The following is a 24175-nucleotide window of genomic DNA, read 5'->3' as shown; positions in this document are numbered from 1 at the left end:
AGGCCCCCGTTCGCTGTCGAGTTGGGCTTTCCTTTGAGAATCACTCTTAAACCTTTACCCAAGGTGATATAACAGTAGCTCTCTGTAAGGACGTGGGCGCCCACTCCTGTGACGAGGAGAGCGATGGAACGCGAGCCAAACCGACTGCTGCGGCAGCTCATCTCGGAGGCGGGGTTCTCCCACAAGGGACTGGCCAGGTGCCTCAACGATTGGGGAGCTGCGCGTGGCACTCCGGGTCTCAAGTACGACCACAGCTCCGTCCTGCGCTGGATCGGCGGTCAGAGGCCACGCGACCCCGTGCCCGGCCTGCTCACGGAGATATTCGCGATGCGGCTGGGCCGAGCGGTTACCTCGGAAGACCTGGGCATGCCCGCCATCCTCACGCCCCTCGATCTCGGACAGGAGTTCACGCACACCTGGCAGGAGGGGGTCGCGACCGTGACGGCGCTTTGGCGGGCCGACGTAGAGAGGCGGAGATTCCTCATCGACTCGACGTTCGCGTTAGGAGCAGGCTCCGTGGGAGCTTTCCGCTGGTTGACGTCCCCACCCGAGGGACACCCGAGCGGCATGGGCGCGCGGCGGGTGGGCCGCGCCGACATCGCCGCCATCCATGAGGTCACCCGATCGTTCGGCCAGCTGGACAACCGCTTCGGCAGCGGCCGCGTCCGCTCCTCCGTGGTCAAATACCTCGACACCGCCGTCTCTCCGCTGCTCAAAGACGGCCTGTACGGCGAGGCCACCGGCAGGCAACTGGCCGCCGCGGCCGCCGAGCTGACCCGCCTGGCCGGCTGGATGGCCTACGACATGGAGCAGCACGGCCTCGCCCAGCGCTACCTCATCCAGGCACTCCGCCTGGCCAGGGGCGCCGACGACCACGTCCTGGGCGGTGAGATCCTGGCCGGCATGGCACACCAGGCCATCTACATGGGCCAGCCCTCACACGCTCTCGACCTGGCCAGGGCCGCCCAGCTGTCCGCCCGCCGCGCCAGCGTGCACACGCTGCTGGCCTCCGCCCACGTCCTCGAGGCCCACGCCCACGCGGGCCTGGGCGACGCCCGTTCCTGCGGCCTCTCCCTGCACGAGGCGGAGTGCGCCTTCGACGCCCGCAAGCCCGCCGAGGAGCCCGCGTGGCTGAGTTACTTCGACGAGGCCTACCTGTCCGCCAAGTTCGCCCACTGCTTCCGCGACCTGGGGGAGGGCGAGCGGGCCGTGCGGCAGGCCCGGCGGTCGCTCGACATGGACTCCCGGTACGTTCGCGGGCGGATGTTCAACCTGTCGCTGCTGGCCGCCGGGCTGCTGCAGTGCGGGGAACTGGAGGAGGCCTGCTCCGCCGCCGCCAATGCCTTCGCGCTGGCCGGGGAGCTGCAGTCGGCTCGGACGCGGTCGTATGCGGCGGATCTGCGGCGGCGGCTGGAGCCGTACAAGAACGAGCGTGCTGTGCTGGCGCTGCGCGAGCGGTCGCCGCGCGAGCTCACGGCGGTGTGACCTTGGGACGTGAAACGGCCCGGGCGCGCTCTTTGAGCCCTTGAGCGCGCCCGGGCCGTCTCTTGTGCCTTCTTACTGGAGAAGCTCGCCGTTGGGGCCGACGATCTTCTTGGTCTCCGCGTAGTTGGCCTTCGCGTAGACGTCGGCCACTTCACTGTCGAAGATGGCCGAGCTGATGTAGTCGATCCGGCCGTTGCCGTCGTTGTCGTGGAACATGCTGGTCACGCCGTTGACGTAGCCGGTGCGCTTGCCGTTGTCGTACCTCATGAGCCACGGGCCGCCGTCGGCGCCGGGGGTCATGGAGCACTTGAGCAGCTGGTGCGTCTCTACCTTGAACGTGTTGATCTGGTAGCTCTTGGTGGCGGTCTTGCCGGCGCACCACTTCGGCGTCACGCCGGAGAACGGCCGGTCGCCGTCGGGGTGCGGGGCGGAGGGGTAGCCGAACGCCGTCACCTGCTGGCCCAGCGGCTGGTTCCAGGCCACACCCTGACCGCCGACGACGTCACCGAGCCGGCCCATGTCCTTGGCGATGCCGAGGATGTAGTGGGCCTCGTAGTACTTACGGGACGTGCCGGGCTTCACCCACTTCTGGGTGTAGTAGTGGGTGATGGTGTAGTTGCCGAGCTTGTCGGTGCCCTTGGTGCCGGGACCGTTGTAGGCGTCCTGTTGGGGCTTGGTGACCTGCTCGACGACGGGCTCGCCGAACTTGAAGCCCTGGCCCTTGCCGACCTTCGCGTCCTTGTACGCGGAGGCGCCGACCTCCACCTTCTCCAAGACGGCACCGGGGTAATCAGGGCCTACGAGGTCGGCCGGCTTGTCCTCGCCCTCCGACCAGCAGTCGCCGAGGGTGAGCTGGCACTTGAGGAAGTCCGTGGCACTGATCTCGCGCGGCTTGATCCACTTGTCGCCGGCCCACGCCTTGAACTCGTTGCGGGAGACGTCCTTCTCGCCCGCCAGCGCGAAGCCGTTGTGGACCGCGACGAAGGCGAAGTCGCCGTCGTAGTCGTCGTACGTGTCGAGGTCGTAAGCCGTGAAGGCATAAGCGCCCACGTAGACGCCGAAGGGGGCCTTGCCCTGGTAGTAGCCGGGTACGAAGACCCACTTGTCGTAGACGTCGTCCTTGCCGTTGGCGAAGACGCAGTGGCCGGCGGTGGCGACCAGGTTGCGGTTCCTGGCCTGGATGGACGTCGCCGAGCACCAGCGGTAGCGACCCGCCTTGTCGAGGAAGAACACCTTGCCGATGGTCTTGGGCAGGTTGACGTTCTTGCTCACGCTGGGCTTGGTCGTGCCGGTGGGGCCGGTCATGCCGGGCTTGCCGCTGGCGGTGCCGTTGCTGCCGGACGACACGATCTTGGGCACGCTCTTGGTGTCCAGGTTGTACTGGGTGGCCTTGCGCAGGGCGGCTCCGTTGGAGTCGAGCCAGAAGAAGGCGTCGCCGTACGCGTCGGCAGGCTTGGGCTGGAGGTTGTCACTGGCCCAGCTAGGGGCGGCGCTGGCGGGGGCGGCGAGGACGGCGGCGCTCAGGCCGGCAGCGGCTAGGGGGATGAGCAGGCGCTTCACGGAAGGCTCCACGGTTGTCAAGAAGGGTGTAAAGACCCTATCGACCCTTCAGCCACTCTGGTAAGTGGAATAACCAGATTTCTCAGCCAAAAGGCCGAAGGGCCCGGCAGGATGCCGAGCCCTTCGGTACTGCTAATGAACGACGAACAAGTCTTCGTTCCGATCCGCAGCGAACTACGGGATGAGCTTGCCGCTCCAGGACTTCGTAGCAGCCTGGTACACGACGTTGGTCTCACCGTCGAAGTAAGCCGAGGTGATCGTGTCGTAGCGCTTGTTGTTGTCGGTGTCCGCGATGAGGCTGGTGACACCGTTGACGTAGCCGAGACGCTTGGCGTTGCTGTACTTGTACAGCCAGGGGCCACCGTCGTAGCCGGCGGTCACGGTGCACTTCAGGGACTGCTGCTCCTCGACCTTCTTGGACGGGATCAGCAGAGCGTTCTTCGCGGTCTTGCCGTAGCACCACTTCGGCGTCACACCGGTGAACGGCTTGTTGCCGTCCAGGTGCGGGCCGTAGGGGTAGCCGAAGGTGCGGACGTACTTGCCGGACGACGGCTGGTTCCACGCGAAGCCCTGGCCGCCAACGTTGTCGCCGAGGCGACCAACGCTCTTGACCTCGTGGACCACGGTGTACGGCTCGAGCCGAACGTAACGGGCGACCTTACCCGGCTTGTACCACCGCTGCACGTAGTAGTGCGTGATGGTGGCGTTGGTCCGGCCGTCGCCCCCGAGGGTCGCGGGGTACTGAGCGGTCGGCGTGGGCAGCGGGAGCTGACCGTTCCAGGTCGGCTTCTGCTTCTTGGCGTACGCGAACCACTCGTTGTAGGTGACGTTCTCGACAACAGGCTCGCCGAACTTCTTACCGTTCGCCTGGCCGACACCAGCAGCGTCATACACCGACTTGGTGACCTCGACACGGTCAACCACGGCGCCGGGGTAGTCCGGACCAGTGGCCTCGTCGGCCGAGCCCGGGTCCACGTCGTAGTAGTCCGTGGTCTTGGGGTCGAGCTTGCCCTTCTTGTACTCGTCCTCGGAGACCGTGACGTCCTTGACGAACTTCTCGCCCTTGTAGTCGTCGTAGGTCTTCCAGTCGACCAGCTTGGGCTTGTTCAGCGTGCCGCCGATACCGTCGTAGACGGTGACGAAGGCGTAGTCGCGGTCGAAGTCCTCGTACACGTCGAAGTCGTAGTGGGTGAAGGCCTGCTTACCCACGTAGAGGCCGAACGGAGTCTTACCCTGGTAGTAGCCCGGGACGAAGACCCAGCGGGACACGACCTCGTCGTTGCCGGCGATGTCGTACACGCAGTGACCGGCCGTCGCGACCAGGTTGCGGTACCCCGACTGGATCGAGGTGCCGGAGCACCAGTACAGCTTGCCGTCGCGGCCCTCGAAGAAAACCTTACCGATGGTCTTCGGCAGGTTCACGTTCTGAACCTTGACGGTGGCCTTCTTCTCCTCGCCGATGGGGGCGGTCGAACCCGGCTTGGTGTCCGAGGTATAGCCGCCACCGGAGGAGATCTTCTTGACCTCGAGGGCATCGGGGTTGAAGGCCACGGCCTGCGTCAGCGCCGCGTTGTTGGACTTGGTCCAGAAGTCCAGGGTCTCGGCCGCCTGAGCCGCGGTCTTTGCGAGCGCGTCGCTCGCAATGGTGTCGTCGGCCTGGGCGGTGCTGGCCAGACCAGCAGCCAGCAGACCAGTGGCCAGAATGGCGCCACCGGCCGGGAGGAGGATGCGCTTCACGGTAACTCCTTGCGCTGTCGTGGAACGCCTCTTGCGTCCCATGCGTCAGTAAAGGGATAGCCAGGAACATACAGTGTCGATCTTGCTCGCGGGTAGCCGCTTTGGGGGGAAAAGATGCGACAAGCCGGGCGTAACCGTTCTGTGATGTTTAAGCGGCTGATGCGCATGAGTCGAGGGAAGCGCGCCTTGGGGCTGTTTGCCCTGATCAACATAAGGAGGTTGTCAGTGTGACTCTCGGGGTGTCGGTGTCCTTTTGATGTCCTTCGAAGTGTTGATGTGATGCAGATCACATTGGATTGATGGCACCGTCTGGGCGTTCCATGCGTCCAACGGGCCTTCACTTTCGGCGGGAACGCAGAAGGGCCCGGCAGGATGCCGGGCCCTTCGCGTGTAACGGTTATACGAACGGTCTATGCCCGGTCGCTATCCGTTACTTCAGACAATCTTGCCGGACCACGCAACCGCGGCGGCCTTGTAGACGGTGTTGGTCTCGCCGTCGAAGTACGGCGACGAGATGTAGTCCACGCGGCCGTTGCCGTCCTGGTCGTTGAAGGTGCTCACGACACCGTTCAGGTAACCGAGACGCTTGGCGTTGCTGTACTTGTACAGCCACGGGCCACCATCGGCGCCCTCGGTGAAGGCGCACTTGAGGGCCACGTGCTCCTCGATCTTCTTGGCAGCAGAACCCTGCAGCTTCTTCGTCGTGGTGCCGTAGCACCACTTCGGAGTCACGCCGGTGTAGTTCTTGTTGCCGTCGGGGTGAGGAGCGGCCGGGTAGCCGAACACGCGGACCGGCTTGCCGGTGGGCTGGTTCCAGGCGAAGCCCTGACCGCCGACGTTGTCACCGAGACGGCCCGCGTCAGCGGCGAAGCCCTCGATGGTGAAGAAGACGGTCTTGTAGAACTTCGTGTCCGAACCGGGCTTGTACCACTGCTGGACGTAGTAGTGCGTGATCGTCCAGTTGCCGCGGGCGTCCTTGACGACCGTGGCCGGGTACTTCGCCGCGTCCTTCTCCTGGTTGGCCTTGTAGGCGGCGGCCTCGGCGTCCGTCACGATCTCGGTGACGGGCTCGCCGAACTTGAAGCCGTTGCCCTTGCCGAGCTTGGCGGCCTTGTAGGCAGCCTCGGCGACCTCGACCTTGCCGACCGCGGCACCCGGGTAGTCAGGGCCGGTCGCCTCGGGCGCCGTGCCCCTCTTGACCCAGTACGCCTCGGTCGAGGTGGGGTCGAGCTTGCCCTTACGGAACTCCTCCCGGCTGATCTCGACGTCCTTGGCGTCCTTGATGCCGGTGTACTTGTCCCAGTCGGCCTTGGAGACCTGCTTGGGGGTGCCGCCACCGAGCTTGACGCCGTTGTACACGGTCACGAACGCGTAGTCGCGGTCGTAGTCCTCGTACACGTCGAAGTCGTAGTGGGTGAAGGCCTGCTTACCCACGTAGATGCCGAAGGGAGCCTTGCCCTGGTAGTAACCGGGGACGAAGACCCACTTGGACATGACGTCCGAGTTGGTCGCCGTGTCGTACACGCAGTGACCGGCCGTGGCGACCAGGTTGCGGTACTGGGACTGGATCGAAGTGGCGGAGCACCACTTCTTCTCGCCCTTGCTGTTGACGAAGAACACCTTGCCGATGGTCTTCGGCATGTTGACGTTCTGGACCTTGGCGGTGGTCTTCTTCTCTTCGCCGATCGGAGCCGTCGAGCCGGGCTTGGTGTCCGAGCTGTAGCCGCCCTTGCTCTGCAGCTTGGCGACGTCGCTCTTGTCCCAGACGTTCGACTCCTTGGCGGCCCGGAGGGCAGCGCCGTTGTTGTCGGCCCAGAACTCAGCGATGGCCTTGGCGTTAGCCGCACTCGTCGCCATCGGGTCGCTGGCAACGTCGCTGGCGGCCTGGGCGTTACCGGCCAGGCCGGCAGCCAGAAGGCCGGTAGCCACGATGGCGCCACCGGCGGGGATGAGGATGCGCTTCAAGGGAACTGCTCCTTGCTCTGTCGTGGGTCGCAACTTGCGTCCCATGCGTCAGTAAAGGGATAGCAAGGAACATAGCGTGGTGATCTCCGCAGGTGGAACCCGGTTTGGTCGATTCGGTAGGCGCCCTTACCGCCGTTACCGTGCTGTTATCTGTCAGTGATCTTCGCGGCGCGTGATTGGATAGTCACGTTTTCGCAGGGTATGGAGGGGTTGTGGCTGATGGGACGGGAGTGCCGTTAGTTATCCACCACAGAGCGTAGCCGCCAGAACGTGACTTAGATCACAGGAACCAGATTGAAGCCTGATCCGTCTAACACGGTCCATTCCTCACAGGTGATCTTCAGGTTGGGGCCTGGAGTCCGCTCCGCGACGCCACTCAGAGCCAGAAATCGCGGGGATCGCCTATGTGGGGATGGTGCCGTCCTCGCCGGGAGGGAGGGGTCGACGAGGACGGCCGCCGGTGGCAGGCGGGTCTTGGTAGAGCGACCCGCGGCCCGTTCTATGAGGACTGGGCGCTCGAGTCGCCTCAGTGAGTGACACATTCTGCAGCTGCGTGCCATCGGCCATGGGAGAGGCCGTCCAGCCGCAGCGGCAGTTCCTTGACTTCGACCGCTTCCAGATCGGGATCTAGAGGTCTCTCTGCCTGACTATCGCTGTCAGGTGGGCGCGGAGGCTCAGCAGCACCGGATCGCCGGCGGTCCGCTTGTATCGCGGATGCTGTGTTACCTCCGGAGCCTCGTCCCGGTGCGCCTGCTCGGTGCCGCGGCCTGTCGTTGTCTCCTGGCCTGTCCGGGCGACATTCTTCTGCGCGGTTTCGACCGCGGCCAGCAGCTGGCGCCAGGTGCCATCGGCCGTCCAGTGGCGGTGCTGCCGGTAGATGGCTACCCAGCAGCCGAACCGCTCGGGGAGATGGCGCCACCGCAACCCGGTGCGGGCCTGGTGGAGGACGCCGTTGATCATCATCCGGTGTTCATCCCACCGATCTCCGCGCTTGTCGCCTTGAGGCAGCAGGGATGCGAGTCGCTCCCACTCGGCGTTCGTCAGATCGCCTCGATGCATACGCTCATCGTGACAAGGTAAACACTCTGCGTCAGCGATTTCAAAAAAGATCTTCGTGGAAGTTTCTTGATCACGATCTGGAGCACCATCTGGGCTGTGGCTGTGCCGGACGATGGCGTCGACCGCATCGCCCTTGCACTAGCACCTTGGCGCGGAGGTTGCGTAGGTCGAGGTGGTCGACCGCTGAGGGCCTTTCCGTCCGCTGCATGTCACCTGCAGTGCGGTTGTCGTGGATGCCGTCGGCGGCATGTACGGCGCCGCATTGCGTGCGGCTTGAGGCGGTGACCGGCGTCGCCTGGTGTGGCACGATCCCCGCGGCGCCGGATGACGACGTTCCGGCGGACATCAATGTCTACGCGGTGCTCGCTAGTCCGGCCGAAGGGGGGGCCGTCGCGTGTGCATGCCGATCTCCGGTACGCCTTCATGGGGACCGCGTTCGCCTGGCGGCCGCCGTATGACCACGACGTCCATGATCTGGCCGGTCTACAGCCGAAGGTAGAGCGGAGGGCCAGGCAGAAGGTGCTGTCTGGGACCCGTGGCGCGTAGCGCTTCCGAAGGGGAATTCGGTCCCGAAAAATGGTTAAGGCGAGGGCCTCGTTACTGCCGAGGCCCTCGCCGTTCCCCTGGTAGGGCTTACTTGTACAGCTCGCCGTTCGTGCCGACGATCTTGCCGGACCACACGTTCTTGGCCGCGTTGTACACCGCAGCCGTCTCACCGTCGAAGTAGGGCGACGTGATGTAGTCGACGCGGTCGTTCCCGTCCTGGTCCGCGAAGGTGCTGGTCACACCGTTCACGTAGCCCAGGCGCTTGGCGTTGCTGTAGTTGAGGAGCCAGGGGCCGCCGTCGTAACCGGGGGTCACGGCGCACTTGAGGCCGATGTGCTCCTCGATCTTGAGCCAGGGGGCGCCGACTGCCTTCGCGGTCGTCTTGCCGTAGCAGTTCTTCGGCGTGACGCCGCTGTAGGGCTTGTTGCCGTCCGGGTGCGGGGCCGCCGGGTAGCCGAAGGCGCGGACGGACTTGCCGGTGGCCTGGTTCCAGGCGATGCCCTGGCCGCCGACGTTGTCGCCGAGGCGGCCCGCGTCCTTGACCAGCAGGAGGTGGTAGCGGCCGCCCCACGAGCGCTTCGGGCCGTTGAAGCCGTCGTACTCCTTGCGGCTCACGTCCTTGACGCGCTCGAGCTGGATGCCGTTGTAGACGGTGACGAACGCGTAGTCGCGGTCGTAGTCCTCGTACGTGTCGAAGTCGTAGTGGGTGAAGGCCTGCTTGCCCACGTAGATGCCCCACGGGTGCTTGCCCTGGTAGTAGCCGGGGACGAAGACCCAGTTGTCCAGGAGATCGCGGTTGCTGTCCGTGTCGTACACGCAGTGGCCGGCCGTGGCGACCAGGTTGCGGTAGTTCGACTGGATCGAGGTGGCCGAGCACCAGCGGAACTTGCCCGAGCCGTCGACGAAGAAGACCTTGCCGATGGTCTTGGGGAGGTTCACGTTCTGGGCCGAGCCGGTCGACTTCGATTCGCCGGTCGGCGCAGTGGTGCCGGGCGAGCCGTCGGGGGTGTAGCCGCCCTTGGAGACAACCTTCCGGACCTCTTTCGCGTCCCACGTGTACTGGGTGGCCTGACGGAGCGCGGCTCCGTTCGACGCGAACCAGAAGGAGGCGACGGAGGCGGCCGCGGACGTGTTGTTGGCCATGGGGTCGTGGGAGACGTCCCCGTCAGCCTGCGCGGTGCTGGTCAGACCCACGGCGAGCAGGCCGGTCGCGAGGACGGCGCCGCCGACGGGCAGGAGGATTCGCTTCAAGGTAACTCCAGGTTGCGCTGACATGAGGCGCCTGGTGCACCTCCATAACTCAGCAAACGGACAGCCCGGAATTTACAGGTCTGACTATGGCGGTGGGAATTTCAGGTAGATCATGTCAGCGCTCCCACGAGCCACCGTGATCATACCGAGACAAGGGATTGGCTGATCACCAGTAGTGATTGACCGATTGCTGTGATTTAGGTCACATTTGCCGGAGTGGTCTGCGCGGCGGCGCGTCGGTAGACCTCTCCGGCGGTGGTGTCGAAGTACGGGGACGAGACGGCGTCGTACCAGTCTTTGGCGTCCCTGTTCCAGGTCAGACTGTTGACGCCGTTGAGGCTGCCGAGTCCGCGGTCATCGTTGTAGCCGATCAGCCAGGGGCCGCCGCTGGCACCGGGGCTGAAGTCGCACGACAGCAGCTGCACGCCCTTCTGCAGGTCGAGGCTGACGGCCGAGGTCCAGCGGGTGGGGCCTGGCTTGCACGTCTTGAGGCTCTTGCCGTCGAACGGGCGGCTGCCGTCAGGCTGCGCGCCCGCCGGATATCCCCACGCGGCCACCGTGTACGTGCCCGGCTTCTTGTTGAGCTCGATGCCCTGGCCGCCCACGTTGTCCTGGAGCCGGCCCACGTCCTGCATGACGTAGCCGCCGTTCTTGGCCACCCACTTGAAGCCGCGGTGCACGGTCACGAACGCGTAGTCGAAGTCATAGTCGCCCTTGCCGGACCAGTCCTCGTGCATGCTGATCGAGGCGCCCACGTAGATGCCGTCGGGCGTCTCGCCGTTGGGGCCGGGGTTGGGGACGAAAATCCAGAACTCCGCTGCCTTGGCCTGGCGCGGGTCGTACGCGCAGTGCCCGGCCGTCGCGACGACGCTGCGGTTCTTGGCCGCGACCGCGCTGGCGGAGCACCAGTACTCCTTGTCCCCGAACCGGAAGAAGACCTTGCCCATGGTCGTCGCGGCAGTGCGCTTGCGTGGCAGCACGGGAGCCACGGGCTGCGCGGCGGTCGCCCGAGTGACCGGGGACGAGACCTGCGTGGCGGGGGCGGAGGAGGCCGGGGTGGACGAGGGCGCCGGGGTGGCCGCGGCGGCCGGCGTGGCCGGGCTGTAGCTGTCGGCATCCTTGAGCCGGGCAGGCTGCCAGTAGTCGGCGACCCGCTTCACGTCCGCCGAGGTCTTGGCCAGCGTGACGCCGAACACCCTGCTGTCACGCGCGCTCGCGACCCCCGTGAAGGCAGGCAGCAACAGCAGCACGCTGCTGAGCGCAGCTGCTACCAAGTGCCTGGCCCGGGGGATCATGAGAATGCCTTTCTTGGGGTTGTAAGGGTGGATTTTTCCAGATGAACAGATGGTATTGCAGCCAGGATAGAGATTCGTTACCTGATCAGGGTGCATGGCGAGCTATAAGGACATCGTCAGACAGGCCACTAAATGATCATTCTTGCCCGACGTTTCCCCAGGTCAGGGCGGGTGTGGGTGCGTGTTGAATTGCAGCGATTCCGCGCCGTTCCAGTGGCGTACGCCTCATTGGCGACCCAGGGGAAGGCCCCGGTTCCTGGGGAACCGGGGCCCAGGGTGCCGGCCTGATCAACGGAAGTTGCCGGTCCAGCGGTTGGCTGCTGCCTTGTAGACCTTGTAGGTGTCGGTGTTGAAGTACGGCGACGAGATGTAGTCGTACCGGTCGTTGCCGTCGGTGTCCCACGCGACGCTGTTGACGCCGACCAGGTAGCCGGTGCGCGACGCGCTCTTGTAGTTGTAGAGGAACGGTCCGCCGCTCGCGCCGGCGGTGAAGGAGCACTTGAAGCCGATGTGCTCCTGCAGGTTGTACTTCTTGGCCTCGGGCATCGGCCTGGTCTTGCCGTAGCAGAACTTCATCGTGCGCCCGGTGTACGGCTTGTCGCCGTCGGGGTGCTCGCCCGCCGGGTACCCGAACGAGAACACGTTCAGCTTCGTGCTCCTGTTCCAGGTGAAGCCCTGGCCGCCGACGTTGTCACCGAGCCGGCCGACGTTCTTGACCGTCCACTGCCAGCGGTTGTTGACCTTCTCCCAGTTGACCTTGATCCCGTTGTAGACGTTGACGAACGCGTAGTCGAAGTCGTAGTCCTCCTTCACCACGAAGTCGTCGTGCGCGTTGAACGTCTTGGCGGCGTAAATGCCGTAGGGCGCCTTGCCCTCCCAGACATTGTTGCCGTCCCAGTACGACGGGATGAAGATCCAGTTGTCGTAGAAGGTGTTCTTGCTGGTGTCGTAAACGCAGTGGGCGGAGGTCGCCACGAGGTTGCGGTACTTGCCCTGCACCGAGCTGGCCGAGCAGTAGCGCCAGCTCTTCGGGTTACGCGGGTCGGCCTTGGGCAGCGTGAAGAACACGCGGCCGACCGTGTTCGGCAGGTTGACCTGCTTGCTCTTCTTGGCCTTCGTCTTCTCCTCGCCGATCGGCGCGACGGATCCCGGAGGACCGTCGGGGGCGTCGTTGGTGCCCTTGACGCCCTTGGAGGTCAGGTCGAGGCCATCGTCGTAGTCGGTGGCCAGCTTGATGCGGTCGGGTGTCCAGAACTGGACCGCCTGCTCGGCGGGGGTGGCGGAGTTCCGGGACACGACATCTGAGGGTGCGGCCGCGCTCGCCGCGGTGCCGCCGATCGTGCCCGCGGCCAGCCCGACGGCCACCAGGCCGGCGAGCGGGATCGCGATGCGCCTTGCTCGGGAAAACATGGAGCTCCTCTCAGCTTTCGGCGGCCCAGAGCGGGGTACTGCGCCCCGGTGGGCCAGGAAAACGATCGGAACGTTAATGAATGGCGCAAGCGGGCGGCCAGGAAACGACGTGAAAAAGCATGGTCCGGTTCCATTCCGTTATAGAAATAGCGAAATCGCATGTATTACTGATCGGCATCTCCGCAGGTAGCGGTATCGGTTATTTGTCTGCAGTAACAGCGGTAACTCGCATTATCAAATGCCACTTCCCGGCCATCCGAACCTTGTTCTGGTTAGATGACTTTCATGGACCCTCGCACCCCCTGTCTCATTGGCATCGCGCAACGCACCATTCGCGAGCAGCCCGGCCCCGAACCGCTCGATCTGTGGGAGGAGACGGCTCGCGCGGCCGCCGGCGACGCCCGGCTCCCCGTCGAACGGCTCGACTCGATCCAGATCGTCTACACCGACTCCTGGCAGTACGACACCCCGGTCGGCCGCCTCGCCGAGCGCCTCGGCGCGACGCCGCGCCACCGGGCGTACTCCAAGGTCGGCGGTACGGCTCCGCAACTGCTCATCGGCGAGGCCGCGGCCAGGATCGCGGCGGGCGACATCGAGTCCGCGCTGGTCACGGGGGCCGAGGCCCTCGCGACGCGCAGGGCGTACCGGCAGGCGGGCGAGCACGTGCCGTGGAGTCATCCCGCCGTGCCCAAACCCCCTTACGGGTGGGAACGCCCGCCGCACCCGTCCGCGCTGGCTCACGCGCTGTTCCTGCCGGTGCACACCTACGCGATCATGGAGACGGCGCGGCGGGCGGCGTTCGGGCTCATGGTCGGGGAGGAGATGCGCGACAGGGGCCGGATGATGGCGCCGATGACCGAGGTGGCCGCCGCGAACCCGTACGCCTGGCGCAGGACCGTCCGCACCGCCGACGAGCTCGCGCACGACGACCGTTTCGTCGGCTGGCCCTACGCCAGGAGCACGGTGGCCGTGCTGGAGGTGGACCAGGCGGCGGCCGTCGTCCTGGCCGGCACTCGGCTGGCCGACCGGCTCGGGGTGCCCGCCGAGCAGCGCGTGTACCTGCGCGGATGGGCGTACGGCGAGGACACGTGGGAGGTGGCCGCGCGGCCCGCGCTCGGCGCCTCGGAGGCGATCGGCGACGTGGCCGGTGCCGCCTTCCGGCGGGCCGGGCTCGGACTGGACGACATGGACGCGCTGGACATCTACAGCTGTTTCGCGGTCGCGCTGCGGCAGGCGTGCGACGCGATCGGGCTCGACTCGCTGGACCGGCGCGGGCTCACCGTCACCGGCGGGCTTCCGTACGCGGGCGGGCCGGCCAGCGACTACGTGCTGCACTCCACGGCGACCATGGCGGGGCTGCTGCGGGCACGGCCGGGGCACGGGCTGGTGAGCGGGGTGGGGATGCATCTGACGAAGCACACGTACGCGGTGTGGTCCAGCGAGCCGGGCGGGCGGCTGGGGAGCGCTTCGCCGGTGTTCGTGGCCGAGGAGGTGCCTCTCGTGGATGCCTTTGAGGGGGACGGGGTGGTGGCCGGGTACACGGTCGCGCACGCGCGGGACGGGGCCGCCGAGAGAGGGATTCTGGTGGTCGACGTGCCTGGTGGCCGGGCTTATGCGGTGGTGGAGCAGGCCGAGCTGCTGGCGGAGGCGGAGTCGCGGGAGCTGGTGGGGCAGCGGGTGCGGCTTGTGACCGACGGGAAGGTCAATGTAGCCGCGTGGTGACTTAAAGTGGATGCCAAATCTGTGACCGCGTGACTACTATCCGGTGTTGACATTTTTATGTCACAGGCGGACGCTGGAGTCATGCGGAGGACAACTGTGCGCATCGACGAGACGCTCCTCAACGAGGCGAAGGCGTACGCGGCACGTAACGGACGCAGTCTCAACTCAGTGATGGAGGATGCCTTGAGGCAACTGCTCAACCGGTCCACGGAGGTGGCCGAGCGGCCCCGCGTGGAGCTGATCACTTCCACCAGCAAGGCCGGCTTCCAGCCGTGGGTTCAGGAGCGGATCGACGCCGGCGAGAAGCTGGAGCACATCGCCTGGGACCTCGACGACGAGGAGCGTTTCCCGGAGCTGCGCAATGCTGCTAGCTGACATCAACGTCCTCGTCAACGCCTTCCGGCACGAGTCCGCCGATCACGATCGCTGCCATACGTTCGTGGAGGAGATGGTGAACGGCGACTCGAGCTACGCAGTGAGCGACTTCGTCGTCAGCGGCTTCATCCGGACGGTGACCAACCGGCGCGTTTACAAGGACCCCGACGACCTCGAGCGTGCCCTGACCTTCGCCGAGACCTACCGCAACCAGCCGCAGGCGTCGGTGGTCACACCGGAGGCAAGGCACTGGGAGATCTTCTGCCGGCTCTGCCGTCAGGCGGGCGCTACCGGCAACCTGGTCCCCGACGTCTACCTCGCCGCACTCGCCATCGAGCACGGTTGCGAATTCGTGTCCTGCGACAAGGATTTCGCCAGGTTCGAGGGCTTGCGTTGGAGGTCGCCACTCAACTGAACTGAGGTGAAGGGGCGCGAGCCCTCACTACTCGGCTAGGAACGTCGTGGTTGACCAGTTCGACGTCATCGAGCAAGGCGCGCGAGGTCGCCGCCGGTGGATCGGGCTGGTCGCGGTGCTCGCGCTCTTATTGATCCCGATCGTCAGCCTGCTGACCAGCCGGGATCCCCGCCCACAGCCGTTGGCGACGCCCACCCCCGGGCCCATCGGGTCGCTCACCAGGATCGGCGGCGCCCCCAACCTCCTGAACGCCCCGGCCAGGGCCAAGGGCGGCGACGAGGTCATCGAGGTGGTGTTCCCGCACGGGGTGCGGGCCGAGGTGCGTTATCCCGCCGAGCTCGGCCTCGGCGAGATGGGGTCACGGCCGTTCCAGGGTGCCTGGATCGACGGGCAATACCGGCAGTTCACAGCCCCGTACAGCGGTGAGTTCGAGGTGACCAAGGGCGGCGAGCCGATCAGGAACTACACGCCCAACGTCACCCTCTGGCCCCGTCAGGCGGGGAGCGGCTACTACGGGCAGGTGCTGCTGTTCGCGTTCGGGCGGTGGCGGCTGGCGATGTACGACCGGGGGCAGGGGCTGACGTTCGACCAGCGGATGGCGCTGGCGAAAGGGCTGAAGGGGCGGGTGACGAAGGACGGTTACCTCGTGCTGTCGGCGAAGGAGCCCGTGCGGCTCGCCAAGCCGGGGGAGACCGTGCAGGGGGAGCCGGTGGGGCCGCAGCTCTGGTTCGGCGGTGGCGTGGGGGAGATGGTCGCGCTCGTGCCCACGCCCGACTGCAGGAAACGAGCCAGGGTGCCGACGGTCATCAGAGGGCGAGGGCGGTCTGCCGACTCGGTGTGCCGAGGTGACGTGCTGGTCGCCGTCACGGGGTCGCAGCCGTTCAGGAAGAAGGCGATCGAGGGGATCGGCGTCACGCTGAAGTAAGGCGGTCCGGGGAAAGGCGGGGGCGCTGAAGTAAGGTGCGGCCATGTTCGCCGTAACCGCCACACAGACCGACCCCGACAACCCACTCGCCGGGCTGACGCTCGGCGAGCATCCGGAGCCGAAGGTCCCGGACGGATGGACGACCGTCTCCGTGCGGGCGGCCGCACTCAACCATCACGACCTGTGGACGCTCAAAGGCGTCGGCATCAGGCAGGACCGGCTGCCGATCGTGCTCGGCTGCGACGCAGCGGGAGTGGACGAGGACGGCAACGAGGTCATCGTGCACTCCGTGATCGGTACCGGCGCGGACGAGACGCTCGATCCCAGGCGCTCGCTGCTGTCCGAGCTGCACGACGGCACGTTCGCCGAGCGCGTGGCCGTCCCGCGCCGAAATCTCGTGCCGAAGCCGCCCGCGCTCAGCTTCGAGCACGCCGCCTGTCTGCCCACGGCCTGGCTGACGGCGTACCGGATGCTGTTCGACAAGGCCGGGCTGGAGCCCGGCTCCACCGTGCTGGTACAGGGTGCGGGCGGTGGCGTCGCCACCGCGCTGATCGCGCTCGGCAGGGCCGGCGGCTATCGGGTCTGGGCGACCAGCCGTTCCGAGGAGAAGCGCGAACGTGCCCGGGAACTCGGCGCGGACCAGGTGTTCGAGCCGGGCGCGCGACTGCCCGAACGGGTCGACGCGGTCATGGAGACCGTCGGGCAGGCCACCTGGGACCACTCACTCAAGTCGCTCAGACCCGGTGGGCGCATCGTCGTCTCCGGCGCCACCAGCGGCGCGGTCCCGCCCGCCGACCTGAACCGCGTCTTCTTCCTGCAGCTGTCCGTCATCGGCTCCACGATGGGCACGCGAGACCAGCTCCAGCGGCTGGCGGTCTTCCTGGAGCAGACCGGCGTGCGGCCCGTCGTCGACCGGTTGCTGCCGCTGGCGGACGCGCGTGACGGGTTCGCCGCCATGGCCGCAGGGGAGATCTTCGGAAAGATCGTTTTCACCGTATGAATAAGTAAAGGGTTACTTTTGCGGCTCCTGGGTGATACAAGCGTGAGTGGGGTTGTCTCACCCGGGAGGCCGTCATTATGGAGGTCGAGCCCTTCGGCCCAGGTTCGATGCACTGGGACACCGCCGGCGAATATCGCAACCTGCTCGTCGCCGGCAGTGCGCTGGTCATCCAGACCATGCACCCGGCCGTCGGCGCGGCCGTCGCCGAGCACTCCACGTACAAGGACGACCCGTGGGGGCGGCTCACCCGCACGCTCGTCTCCATCCAGAAATGGGTGTACGGCGGGGCGGACGGCCCGGCCGAGGGCCGGCGGCTCAGAGAGCTGCACAAGCCGATCAGCGGGGTGGACGAGCTCGGCAGGTCGTACCACGCGCTGAACGGCGAGGCGTGGGCGTGGGTGCACCTGTCGCTGTTCGAGCGGTTCATCACACTCCGCCGCTGTTTCGGCACCCCGTTCACCGTCGAGCAGCAGCGGCGGCTCTACGCCGAGTCGCGGCAGCTCGGCACGATCCTGCGGGTGCCTGAGCGCGAGATGCCCCCTGACCTGGAGGCGTTCTGGCGGTACTTCGACGAGATGGTGGCCCACCGGCTGGAGGCCCATCCGACCGCGCTCGACGTGCTGTCGGTCCTGCGCGGCACGCCGGCGCCGCCCGGGCTGCCGAGGCCGCTGCGCCGGTTGTGGACGCCGGTCGGGGCCGGATCGGGGGAGTTCAACCACTTCGTGACCGTGGGCACCTTGCCGCCCGCCGTGCGGCAGAAGCTGGGGCTGCGGTGGACGGCACGGGAGGAGCGGCGGCTACGGCACCTCGGGCACGCCGTGGCTGTGCTGACGCCGCGCCTGCCCGAACGCCTGCGGTACATGCCCATCGCCTACCACGCCCGCAAGGCCGAACGGAGCTCGCGCCGCCTGGAGCGGCAGCTCCGCTCGGCATGACCAACCGCCCGGCTCAGCGTCCCGAAGGTGCGAGGGCATGGGTGAGGGTCAGCGTTCGAGGATGTCCCGGACGCGGCGCCTCGCCTCGTCGAGCGCCGTACGCAGCTCCGCCAGTTTCTCCGGCGTCAGCCGGGCCTCCGAGGCCTCCTCACGGGCCTCGGCGACGAAGTCGGCCAGCAGTTCGCCCAGCTCCGCGTCGAGGTCGGCGTGGTTCTTGGGCGCGCCTCCGAGCGTGGACCAGACCTCGGACCAGATCCTGCGCCACTCTCTGTTGAGCCGCTCTCCCTCGTCCTGCCAGTGGTAGGCGTGCTCCATCCACTGCCGCTTCTGCTGCTCCTTGAGCCGCTTGAAGTCCTCCTTCTGCTGCTCCTTGAGCCGCTTGGTGCTTTCCCCGGTCCCCGTGCGGACGTCCTTGGCCATCCGGGTCAGCTCGTCGCGCAACGACCTGACCGTGTCGCGGACGTCCTCCTTGACCTCGCGGGCGATGTCGCGTACCGAGGCGGAGATCTCCTGCTCGAGGTCGTCGAGCTCGTCGAGCCGGGCGTTCAGCTCCTCGCGGCCCTTGTCGGTGATCGAGAACACCTTCTTGCCCTCGACCACCTCGTGCGTCACCAGACCCTCTTCCTCCAGGCGGGCCAGGCGCGGATAGATCGTGCCAGGAGAGGGGGAGTAGACGCCGAGGAAGCGGTCCTGGAGCAACCTGATGACCTCGTAGCCGTGACGCGGGCTCTCCTCCAGCAGCTTGAGCAGGTACAGCCGGAGCCGGCCGTGACCGAAGACAGGGCTCATTCCTTCTCCCCCTTGAGCAGCGCGACCTCGCCGGAGATCGTGGTCGCCGACAGCGACGCCATGCCGCCGCCCAGCCGGCCCGACATCGACTTGGAGCCGGGGCCGTGTGTGTTGGACAGTTCGTCGAACGTGCTGACCAGCCTCCCGGAGGTGGACCGCACGCTGACGTCCGTCTCCACGTTTTCCGGCAGCCTGACCAGGATGGCACCGGAGACGCTGTTGAGCGTCACATGACCCGTCGGCCGCAGCGCCAGGTCGGCCGTGATCCGGCCGGACACGGTGTTCGCTCTCAGTCTGCGCGGGGTGCCGTCGGCCACGGTCAGGTCGCCGGAGACGCTCTTGAACGCCAGGTCGCCGTCCATGGCCCGGCTCTCCACGGGGCCCGAGACGGTCGTGGCGCTCACGTCACCGCTGACGCCGTCGAGCACGATCTCCGCGGACACGCTCCTGACCTGGGTCATCTTCTCGAACCCGGCCACCACGGCGGGCGCGGAGACCACCCCGGCGTTGACCGTGCAGTCCTTGGGCACCGCGATCGTCAGGACCGTCCTGCGCCGGTCACGCCGCAGCCAGCCGAGCAGGCCGTCCCAGGTGAGGTCCTTGTAGGCGACCGTGAGCTCCCCGGTGTCCTCGTCGTACGTCACCAGCAGCGGGGACGCCGACTCGATCTCGGCCACCTCCACTGTGGGCGGGCCGTCGCTGGCGAGCACGTCCAGGCGACCGGCGACGATGCGAACGTCGAGCGACTTCACTGGACCGAACGTCAGCTGTTCCGGTGCATCGATCGTCCACTGTTGCATTGATCCCCGCCCTTCTGGCGACACGTCTCTACACAAGACACGATATGTCGCGTGTGTTGAAATCTCAAGATGTATCGCGTTTGACGGGGCGGTCAGCCGGTGTCCTTGGGAGAAGGGGTGGCGCGCGATCCCCTTCTCCCCATCGGGATCAGTCGTCCTCGTCGTCGTCCAGCCGAGCGAGCCAGGTGGCCAGCCGCTCGATCGGGGTCTCGAACTCGGGGTTGAGGTCGACGAACTCCCGCAACCGCTCACCGAGCCACAGCAGGCTGACCTCCTCCTCACCCCGCCGCTCGACGAGCTCCTCGATCCCCCGATCAGTGAAGTACATCTCTCTCCATTCCTCCTGAAACGGCAGTGAGCCCCCAGCCGGGGCCGGGGGCTCACTTGTTGCGTCGGATCAGCCGAACACCTCGTGGAGCATCTGCTCGAGCTCGGTGTCGTGCGCGTTGTGCGACCCCGTCGCGGGCGAGCTGTTGGGCCGGCGCGAGATGCGGCGCACTGGGCGGCCGTCCAGCGTCTGCGGGTCTTCCGCCAGCTTCAGCGTAAGGTACGGCCACGGCCCCATGTTGGCTGGCTCGTCCTGCGCCCAGACCAGCTCCGCCTGCGACCCGTAGCGCGCCAGCTCGGCGGCCAGCTCCTCACCCGGGAACGGGTAGAGGCGCTCGAGCCGGACGATCGCGACGTCGTCGCGGCCCGACTTCTCCCGCTCCGCGGCCAGGTCGTAGTAGACCTTGCCGGAGCAGAGCACCACCCGGGTGACCTTGGCCGCGTCGGCGAATGAGTCGCCGAGGACCGGCTGGAAGGTGCCGGAGGTGAAGTCGGACGCCTTGGACGTGGCCGCCTTGTGGCGCAGCAGCGACTTGGGTGTGAAGACCACCATCGGCTTGTGCCGCTGCGACTCCACCTGCCAGCGCAGCAGGTGGAAGTAGTTGGCCGGGGTCGAGGGCTGCGCGACCGTCATGTTGTCGAGCGCGCACACCTGCAGGAACCGCTCGATGCGGGCCGAGGAGTGGTCGGGACCCTGGCCCTCGTAGCCGTGCGGCAGCAGCAGCACGACCGAGGACTTCTGGCCCCACTTCTGCTCGCCCGACGAGATGAACTCGTCGATGATCGTCTGGGCGCCGTTGACGAAGTCGCCGAACTGCGCCTCCCAGGCGACCAGGGCGTCCGGGCGGACGACGCTGTAGCCGTACTCGAAGCCGAGCGCCGCGAACTCGCTGAGCAGCGAGTCGTAGACGTAGAACTTCGTGGTGCCCTCGTTGAAGGTCTTGAGCGGCGTGTGGTCGGCGCCGGTCATCCGGTCGACCAGGACGGCGTGGCGCTGCGTGAACGTGCCGCGGCGCGAGTCCTGGCCCACCAGGCGCACCGGGTGGCCGTCGATGAGCAGCGAGCCGAAGGCCAGCGTCTCGCCCATCGACCAGTCGATCGTGTCCGTCTCGACCATCTGGCCGCGGCGCTGCAGCACCGGCGCCAGGCGCGGGTGCGGCGTGAAGCCCTCGGGCAGGTTGAGCTGGGTGTCGACGATGCGCTTGAGCGTCTCGTCGCTGATCGCGGTGGGCGTCTCGTCATGCGACCACTTGACGACCTCGGCGGGCGGCACGCGCATCGCGGCCGCCTCGGCCGGCTTCTTCGCCGCCTCGCGGGTCTCCGTGAACGCCTGCTCCAGCTTGGCCTGGTAGTCGCGCAGCGCCTGCTCGGCCTCCTCGACCGTGATGTCGCCCCGGCCGATCAGCGCCTCGGTGTAGAGCTTGCGGGTCGAGCGCTTGGCGTCGATCAGGTCGTACATCAGCGGCTGGGTGAAGGCGGGGTTGTCGCCCTCGTTGTGGCCGCGGCGGCGGTAGCAGATGAGGTCGATGACGACGTCCTTGCGGAACGCCTGGCGGTATTCGTAGGCCAGCTGGCCCACGCGCACCACGGCCTCGGGGTCGTCGCCGTTGACGTGGAAGATCGGGGCCTGGATCATCCGGGCCACGTCGGTCGCGTAGACCGACGACCTGGACGAGGCGGGCGAGGTCGTGAAGCCGACCTGGTTGTTGACCACCACGTGCACGGTGCCGCCGGTGCGGTAGCCGCGCAGCTGCGACAGGTTGAGCGTCTCGGCCACGACGCCCTGGCCGGCGAAGGCCGCGTCGCCGTGGACGAGGACGGGCAGGACGGTGAAGCCCTCCTCGCCGCGCTCCAGGAGGTCCTGCTTGGCGCGGACGACGCCCTCGAGCACCGGGTCGACCGCCTCCAGGTGGGAGGGGTTGGCGACCACGGACGCGGTGATGGTCTTGCCGCTGGGCGCGGTGAACGTGCCCGCCGCGCCGAGGTGGTACTTCACGTCGCCCGAGCCGTGCGCCGTGCGCGGGTCGATGTTGCCCTCGAACTCGCCGAAGATCTGCGCGTAGGACTTGCCCACGATGTTGGCCAGCACGTTGAGGCGGCCACGGTGGGCCATGCCGATGACGACCTCGTCGAGGTCCTCGTCGGCGGCGTCGCTGATCACCGAGTCGAGCAGCGGGATCAGGGACTCGCCGCCCTCCAGCGAGAAGCGCTTCTGGCCGACGAACTTCGTCTGCAGGAACGTCTCGAACGCCTCGGCGGTGTTGAGCCGCGACAGGATGTTGAGCTGCTCGTCACGCTCGGGCGACTTGTGGGGCTTCTCCACCCGCGCCTGGATCCAGGCCCGCTCCTCGGGGTTCTGGATGTGCATGTACTCGATGCCGACCGTGCGGCAGTAGGAGTCGCGCAGCACGCCGAGGATCTCGCGGAGCTTCATCAGCGGGCGGCCGCCGAAACCGCCCGTGGCGAACTCACGCTCCAGGTCCCACAGCGTCAGCCCGTGGGACTGGATGTCCAGGTCGGGGTGCTTGCGCTGCTTGTACTCCAGCGGGTCGGTCTCGGCCATCAGGTGGCCGCGCACGCGGTAGGCGTGGATCAGCTCGATCACGCGGGCGGACTTCGACACGTCGTCGTCGTGGGAGGCCGAGACGTCCTGGACCCAGCGGACCGGCTCGTACGGGATCCGCAGCGCCTCGAAGATCTCGTCGTAGAAGCCGTCCTCGCCCAGCAGCAGCCGGTGGATCTGGCGCAGGAAGTCGCCCGACTGGGCGCCCTGGATGATCCGGTGGTCGTAGGTGCTGGTCAGCGTCATGACCTTGGAGACGGCCAGGCGGGAGAGCGTGTCGGGCGAGGCACCCTGGTATTCGGCCGGGTATTCCATCGCTCCAACGCCGATGATCGTGCCCTGGCCGGGCATCAGGCGCGGCACGGAGTGGACGGTGCCGATCGTGCCGGGGTTGGTCAGCGAGATGGTGGTGCCGGCGAAGTCGTCGACGCCCAGCTTGCCCGCGCGGGCCTTCCGGACGACGTCCTCGTACGCCATCCAGAACTGGCGGAAGTCCATCTCCTCGGCGCCCTTGATCGAGGGCACGAGGAGCTGGCGCTCGCCGTTGCTCTTCTGTACGTCGATCGCCAGGCCGAACCCGACATGCTCGGGCTTGATCAGCGTCGGCTTGCCGTCGACCTCCGCGTAGGAGTAGTTCATCTCCGGCATGGCCCGCAGGGCCTTGACGATCGCGAAACCGATCAGGTGGGTGAAGGACACCTTCCCGCCGCGACCCCGCTTGAGGTGATTGTTGATCACAATGCGGTTGTCGATGAGCAGCTTGGCCGGGATCGCGCGCACGCTGGTGGCCGTCGGGACCGTCAGCGACAGGTCCATGTTGGCGGCCGTGCGTGCGGCGGCGCCGCGCAGCTTGACCTCCTCGGCGCCCTTGGGCACCGGGGTGGCGGGCTGCTTCGGCTTCTCGGCAGCCGGCGGCGCCTTGGGCGGCGCCTGCGGGGGAGCGGGAGCGGTCACAGTACCGTTCGCCGCCTCCCTTGCCGGTGCCGCTCGGCCCGGCCCGTAATCAGGGTTGTAGTCAGCGAAGAAGTTCCACCAGGCCTTGTCGACAGACTCGGGATCTTGGAGGTACTTCTGGTACAGCTCGTCGACAAGCCATTCGTTCTGACCAAAGCTTGCCAGCGGGTTTGTCCGCGACGACTCAGACGACACGGCGGAAATCGCCCTCTTCCGCAGATCGGCGTTGATGTTAGAGAACCTGTCCAAGGCTACTCGCCCGGACCGGCAGCGCGCGCCGAAGAGGCTGTGGCGCCTCGAACGATCCTCTCAGGACAGAGCAAAGACGTCACGCCCCCCTAGCCAGTCCAGGCGGTGCCGCAATTATTACTCTTTGGTATCAACACTGGGACGGGAGGTTTATTTCCCGCTCGACACCACTCTGCTAGCGATCCGCACCTGAGGGGACAACTCGGACAGGAGGTCCGCCAGCTCCTCGCCCGCCTGCTTGAGCTCCTCCAGCGACATCGGCTCGAGGCGTTCGAGCAGGAAGATCGCGTTCGTCGTCTCCTCGGTGAGCCGGGTGCGCACCACCTGGCGCCAGTTCCACCTGCGGCAGGTGACGCCGACGTCGTCGCGCCAGATCACCTCGCCGGGCTCTGGCGTGCCGAGCGCCTCCTCGGACGCCTCGTCGCCGGTCGCCCTGACCAGCCGGGCCGGCCCGACGTAGTGGTCGAGGTCCTCCCCGCCGATCGGCAGCGCGTGCTTCACGCTGATCGAGTTGTACGCGTCCACGACCTGGTTGATCTCCGGCAGGGGCATCCTGCGGGTGAGGGCGTCGACCGAGGGCCGGGTCCGCTGCGGCTTGGCCCCGAACGCCCGGTACGCGTCCTTCCAGGCGTCGATCTTGTCCGACTGGACCTCCACCTCGGAGGCCGCCGCCAGCCATGCCCGGGACCGGTCGTCCGTGGGCCCGTTGCGCAGGCCGTGCGCGGTCATGATCAGCACCGCGAAGTCGGGGCGCAGCGCGAAGACGGAGTCGTCCACCCAGATGTCGTCAAGCATCCCCACAGTCTAGGAGCG

19 protein-coding genes are annotated in these 24175 nt (G+C 66.9%); 7 read left to right on the top strand and 12 right to left on the bottom strand.

Annotated elements, in window-relative coordinates:
- The first annotated feature begins 123 nt into the window (after nucleotides 1-123).
- Nucleotides 124-1485 carry a hypothetical protein gene (locus tag ACQPWU_RS51485; protein ID WP_433433999.1) on the top strand — a complete coding sequence of 454 codons (1362 nt, stop codon included), beginning with the start codon at nucleotides 124-126 and terminating at the stop codon, nucleotides 1483-1485.
- 72 nt (nucleotides 1486-1557) lie between these two features.
- Here the strand turns inward: ACQPWU_RS51485 and ACQPWU_RS51480 are convergent, their stop codons facing one another.
- From ACQPWU_RS51480 to ACQPWU_RS51450, 7 genes are all read right to left on the bottom strand, one after another.
- Nucleotides 1558-3045: a hypothetical protein gene (locus ACQPWU_RS51480; protein WP_433433997.1), complete on the bottom strand. Its 1488-nt coding sequence runs from the start codon at nucleotides 3043-3045 to the stop codon at nucleotides 1558-1560.
- Nucleotides 3046-3219: 174 nt separating this feature from the next.
- Nucleotides 3220-4782: a trypsin-like serine peptidase gene (locus ACQPWU_RS51475; protein WP_433433995.1), complete on the bottom strand. Its 1563-nt coding sequence runs from the start codon at nucleotides 4780-4782 to the stop codon at nucleotides 3220-3222.
- A gap of 435 nt (nucleotides 4783-5217) precedes the next feature.
- Nucleotides 5218-6747, bottom strand: coding sequence for a trypsin-like serine peptidase (locus ACQPWU_RS51470; protein WP_433433993.1), 1530 nt, complete (start codon nucleotides 6745-6747; stop codon nucleotides 5218-5220).
- 627 nt (nucleotides 6748-7374) lie between these two features.
- The gene (locus ACQPWU_RS51465) at nucleotides 7375-7806 is read right to left on the bottom strand and encodes a transposase (protein ID WP_433433991.1); all 432 of its coding nucleotides are present in this window, start codon (nucleotides 7804-7806) and stop codon (nucleotides 7375-7377) included.
- Between the two features lie 633 nt (nucleotides 7807-8439).
- Nucleotides 8440-9603 carry a trypsin-like serine peptidase gene (locus tag ACQPWU_RS51460; RefSeq protein WP_433433989.1) on the bottom strand — a complete coding sequence of 388 codons (1164 nt, stop codon included), beginning with the start codon at nucleotides 9601-9603 and terminating at the stop codon, nucleotides 8440-8442.
- 197 nt (nucleotides 9604-9800) lie between these two features.
- On the bottom strand, nucleotides 9801-10853 hold the full coding sequence (locus ACQPWU_RS51455; protein WP_433433987.1) for a trypsin-like serine peptidase: 1053 nt from the start codon (nucleotides 10851-10853) through the stop codon (nucleotides 9801-9803).
- Nucleotides 10854-11186: 333 nt separating this feature from the next.
- Complete coding sequence (locus ACQPWU_RS51450; RefSeq protein WP_433433984.1) at nucleotides 11187-12308, bottom strand: trypsin-like serine peptidase; 1122 nt, start codon at nucleotides 12306-12308, stop codon at nucleotides 11187-11189.
- Between the two features lie 285 nt (nucleotides 12309-12593).
- Here ACQPWU_RS51450 and ACQPWU_RS51445 point away from each other — a divergent pair, with 285 nt between their 5' ends.
- The 6 genes from ACQPWU_RS51445 to ACQPWU_RS51420 all read left to right on the top strand — a co-directional run bounded on the left by ACQPWU_RS51445 (nucleotide 12594) and on the right by ACQPWU_RS51420 (nucleotide 17680).
- A complete protein-coding gene (locus tag ACQPWU_RS51445; RefSeq protein WP_433433982.1) occupies nucleotides 12594-14030 on the top strand; it encodes an acetyl-CoA synthetase in 1437 nt (478 codons plus the stop codon).
- Between the two features lie 96 nt (nucleotides 14031-14126).
- Entirely contained in the window at nucleotides 14127-14405 is a 279-nt protein-coding gene (locus ACQPWU_RS51440) for a hypothetical protein (protein WP_433433980.1), read from the top strand.
- Nucleotides 14392-14820: a type II toxin-antitoxin system VapC family toxin gene (locus tag ACQPWU_RS51435; RefSeq protein ID WP_433433978.1), complete on the top strand. Its 429-nt coding sequence runs from the start codon at nucleotides 14392-14394 to the stop codon at nucleotides 14818-14820. Before ACQPWU_RS51440 ends, ACQPWU_RS51435 begins: the two co-directional genes overlap by 14 nt.
- 46 nt (nucleotides 14821-14866) lie before the next feature.
- Nucleotides 14867-15745, top strand: a complete 879-nt coding sequence (locus ACQPWU_RS51430) for a hypothetical protein (protein WP_433433977.1) — start codon at nucleotides 14867-14869, stop codon at nucleotides 15743-15745.
- Between the two features lie 43 nt (nucleotides 15746-15788).
- The gene (locus ACQPWU_RS51425) at nucleotides 15789-16745 is read left to right on the top strand and encodes a zinc-binding dehydrogenase (RefSeq protein WP_433433975.1); all 957 of its coding nucleotides are present in this window, start codon (nucleotides 15789-15791) and stop codon (nucleotides 16743-16745) included.
- A gap of 77 nt (nucleotides 16746-16822) precedes the next feature.
- Nucleotides 16823-17680, top strand: coding sequence for an oxygenase MpaB family protein (locus ACQPWU_RS51420; protein WP_433433973.1), 858 nt, complete (start codon nucleotides 16823-16825; stop codon nucleotides 17678-17680).
- 48 nt (nucleotides 17681-17728) lie between these two features.
- Here ACQPWU_RS51420 and ACQPWU_RS51415 read toward each other — a convergent pair whose 3' ends face one another.
- From ACQPWU_RS51415 to ACQPWU_RS51395, 5 genes are all read right to left on the bottom strand, one after another.
- Complete coding sequence (locus tag ACQPWU_RS51415; RefSeq protein WP_433433971.1) at nucleotides 17729-18469, bottom strand: PadR family transcriptional regulator; 741 nt, start codon at nucleotides 18467-18469, stop codon at nucleotides 17729-17731.
- On the bottom strand, nucleotides 18466-19221 hold the full coding sequence (locus ACQPWU_RS51410) for a DUF4097 family beta strand repeat-containing protein (RefSeq protein ID WP_433433969.1): 756 nt from the start codon (nucleotides 19219-19221) through the stop codon (nucleotides 18466-18468). Before ACQPWU_RS51410 ends, ACQPWU_RS51415 begins: the two co-directional genes overlap by 4 nt.
- 196 nt (nucleotides 19222-19417) lie before the next feature.
- A complete protein-coding gene (locus ACQPWU_RS51405; protein ID WP_080045373.1) occupies nucleotides 19418-19597 on the bottom strand; it encodes a DUF6104 family protein in 180 nt (59 codons plus the stop codon).
- Nucleotides 19598-19666: 69 nt separating this feature from the next.
- The gene (locus tag ACQPWU_RS51400; protein WP_433433966.1) at nucleotides 19667-23308 is read right to left on the bottom strand and encodes a multifunctional oxoglutarate decarboxylase/oxoglutarate dehydrogenase thiamine pyrophosphate-binding subunit/dihydrolipoyllysine-residue succinyltransferase subunit; all 3642 of its coding nucleotides are present in this window, start codon (nucleotides 23306-23308) and stop codon (nucleotides 19667-19669) included.
- A gap of 204 nt (nucleotides 23309-23512) precedes the next feature.
- Nucleotides 23513-24157 (bottom strand): B3/B4 domain-containing protein, encoded by a 645-nt coding sequence (locus tag ACQPWU_RS51395; RefSeq protein ID WP_433433965.1) that lies wholly within the window; start codon nucleotides 24155-24157, stop codon nucleotides 23513-23515.
- Nucleotides 24158-24175 lie beyond the last annotated feature (18 nt).

It is taken from the genome of Nonomuraea sp. CA-141351, assembly GCF_050944675.1.
GTDB lineage: Bacteria > Actinomycetota > Actinomycetes > Streptosporangiales > Streptosporangiaceae > Nonomuraea.
Note: the sequence above shows the minus strand (reverse complement) of the source record. Positions and strands in the feature narration are given on the sequence as shown.

Excerpts from the sequence above, each read along its gene's own strand:
- ACQPWU_RS51485 (WP_433433999.1), top strand. The coding sequence starts at position 124 with ATGGAACGCGAGCCAAACCGACTGCTGCGGCAGCTCATCTCGGAGGCG.
- ACQPWU_RS51465 (WP_433433991.1), bottom strand. The coding sequence starts at position 7,806 with ATGCATCGAGGCGATCTGACGAACGCCGAGTGGGAGCGACTCGCATCC.
- ACQPWU_RS51450 (WP_433433984.1), bottom strand. The coding sequence starts at position 12,308 with ATGTTTTCCCGAGCAAGGCGCATCGCGATCCCGCTCGCCGGCCTGGTG.
- ACQPWU_RS51445 (WP_433433982.1), top strand. The coding sequence starts at position 12,594 with ATGGACCCTCGCACCCCCTGTCTCATTGGCATCGCGCAACGCACCATT.
- ACQPWU_RS51435 (WP_433433978.1), top strand. The coding sequence starts at position 14,392 with ATGCTGCTAGCTGACATCAACGTCCTCGTCAACGCCTTCCGGCACGAG.
- ACQPWU_RS51425 (WP_433433975.1), top strand. The coding sequence starts at position 15,789 with ATGTTCGCCGTAACCGCCACACAGACCGACCCCGACAACCCACTCGCC.
- ACQPWU_RS51420 (WP_433433973.1), top strand. The coding sequence starts at position 16,823 with ATGGAGGTCGAGCCCTTCGGCCCAGGTTCGATGCACTGGGACACCGCC.
- ACQPWU_RS51415 (WP_433433971.1), bottom strand. The coding sequence starts at position 18,469 with ATGAGCCCTGTCTTCGGTCACGGCCGGCTCCGGCTGTACCTGCTCAAG.
- ACQPWU_RS51405 (WP_080045373.1), bottom strand. The coding sequence starts at position 19,597 with ATGTACTTCACTGATCGGGGGATCGAGGAGCTCGTCGAGCGGCGGGGT.
- ACQPWU_RS51395 (WP_433433965.1), bottom strand. The coding sequence starts at position 24,157 with ATGCTTGACGACATCTGGGTGGACGACTCCGTCTTCGCGCTGCGCCCC.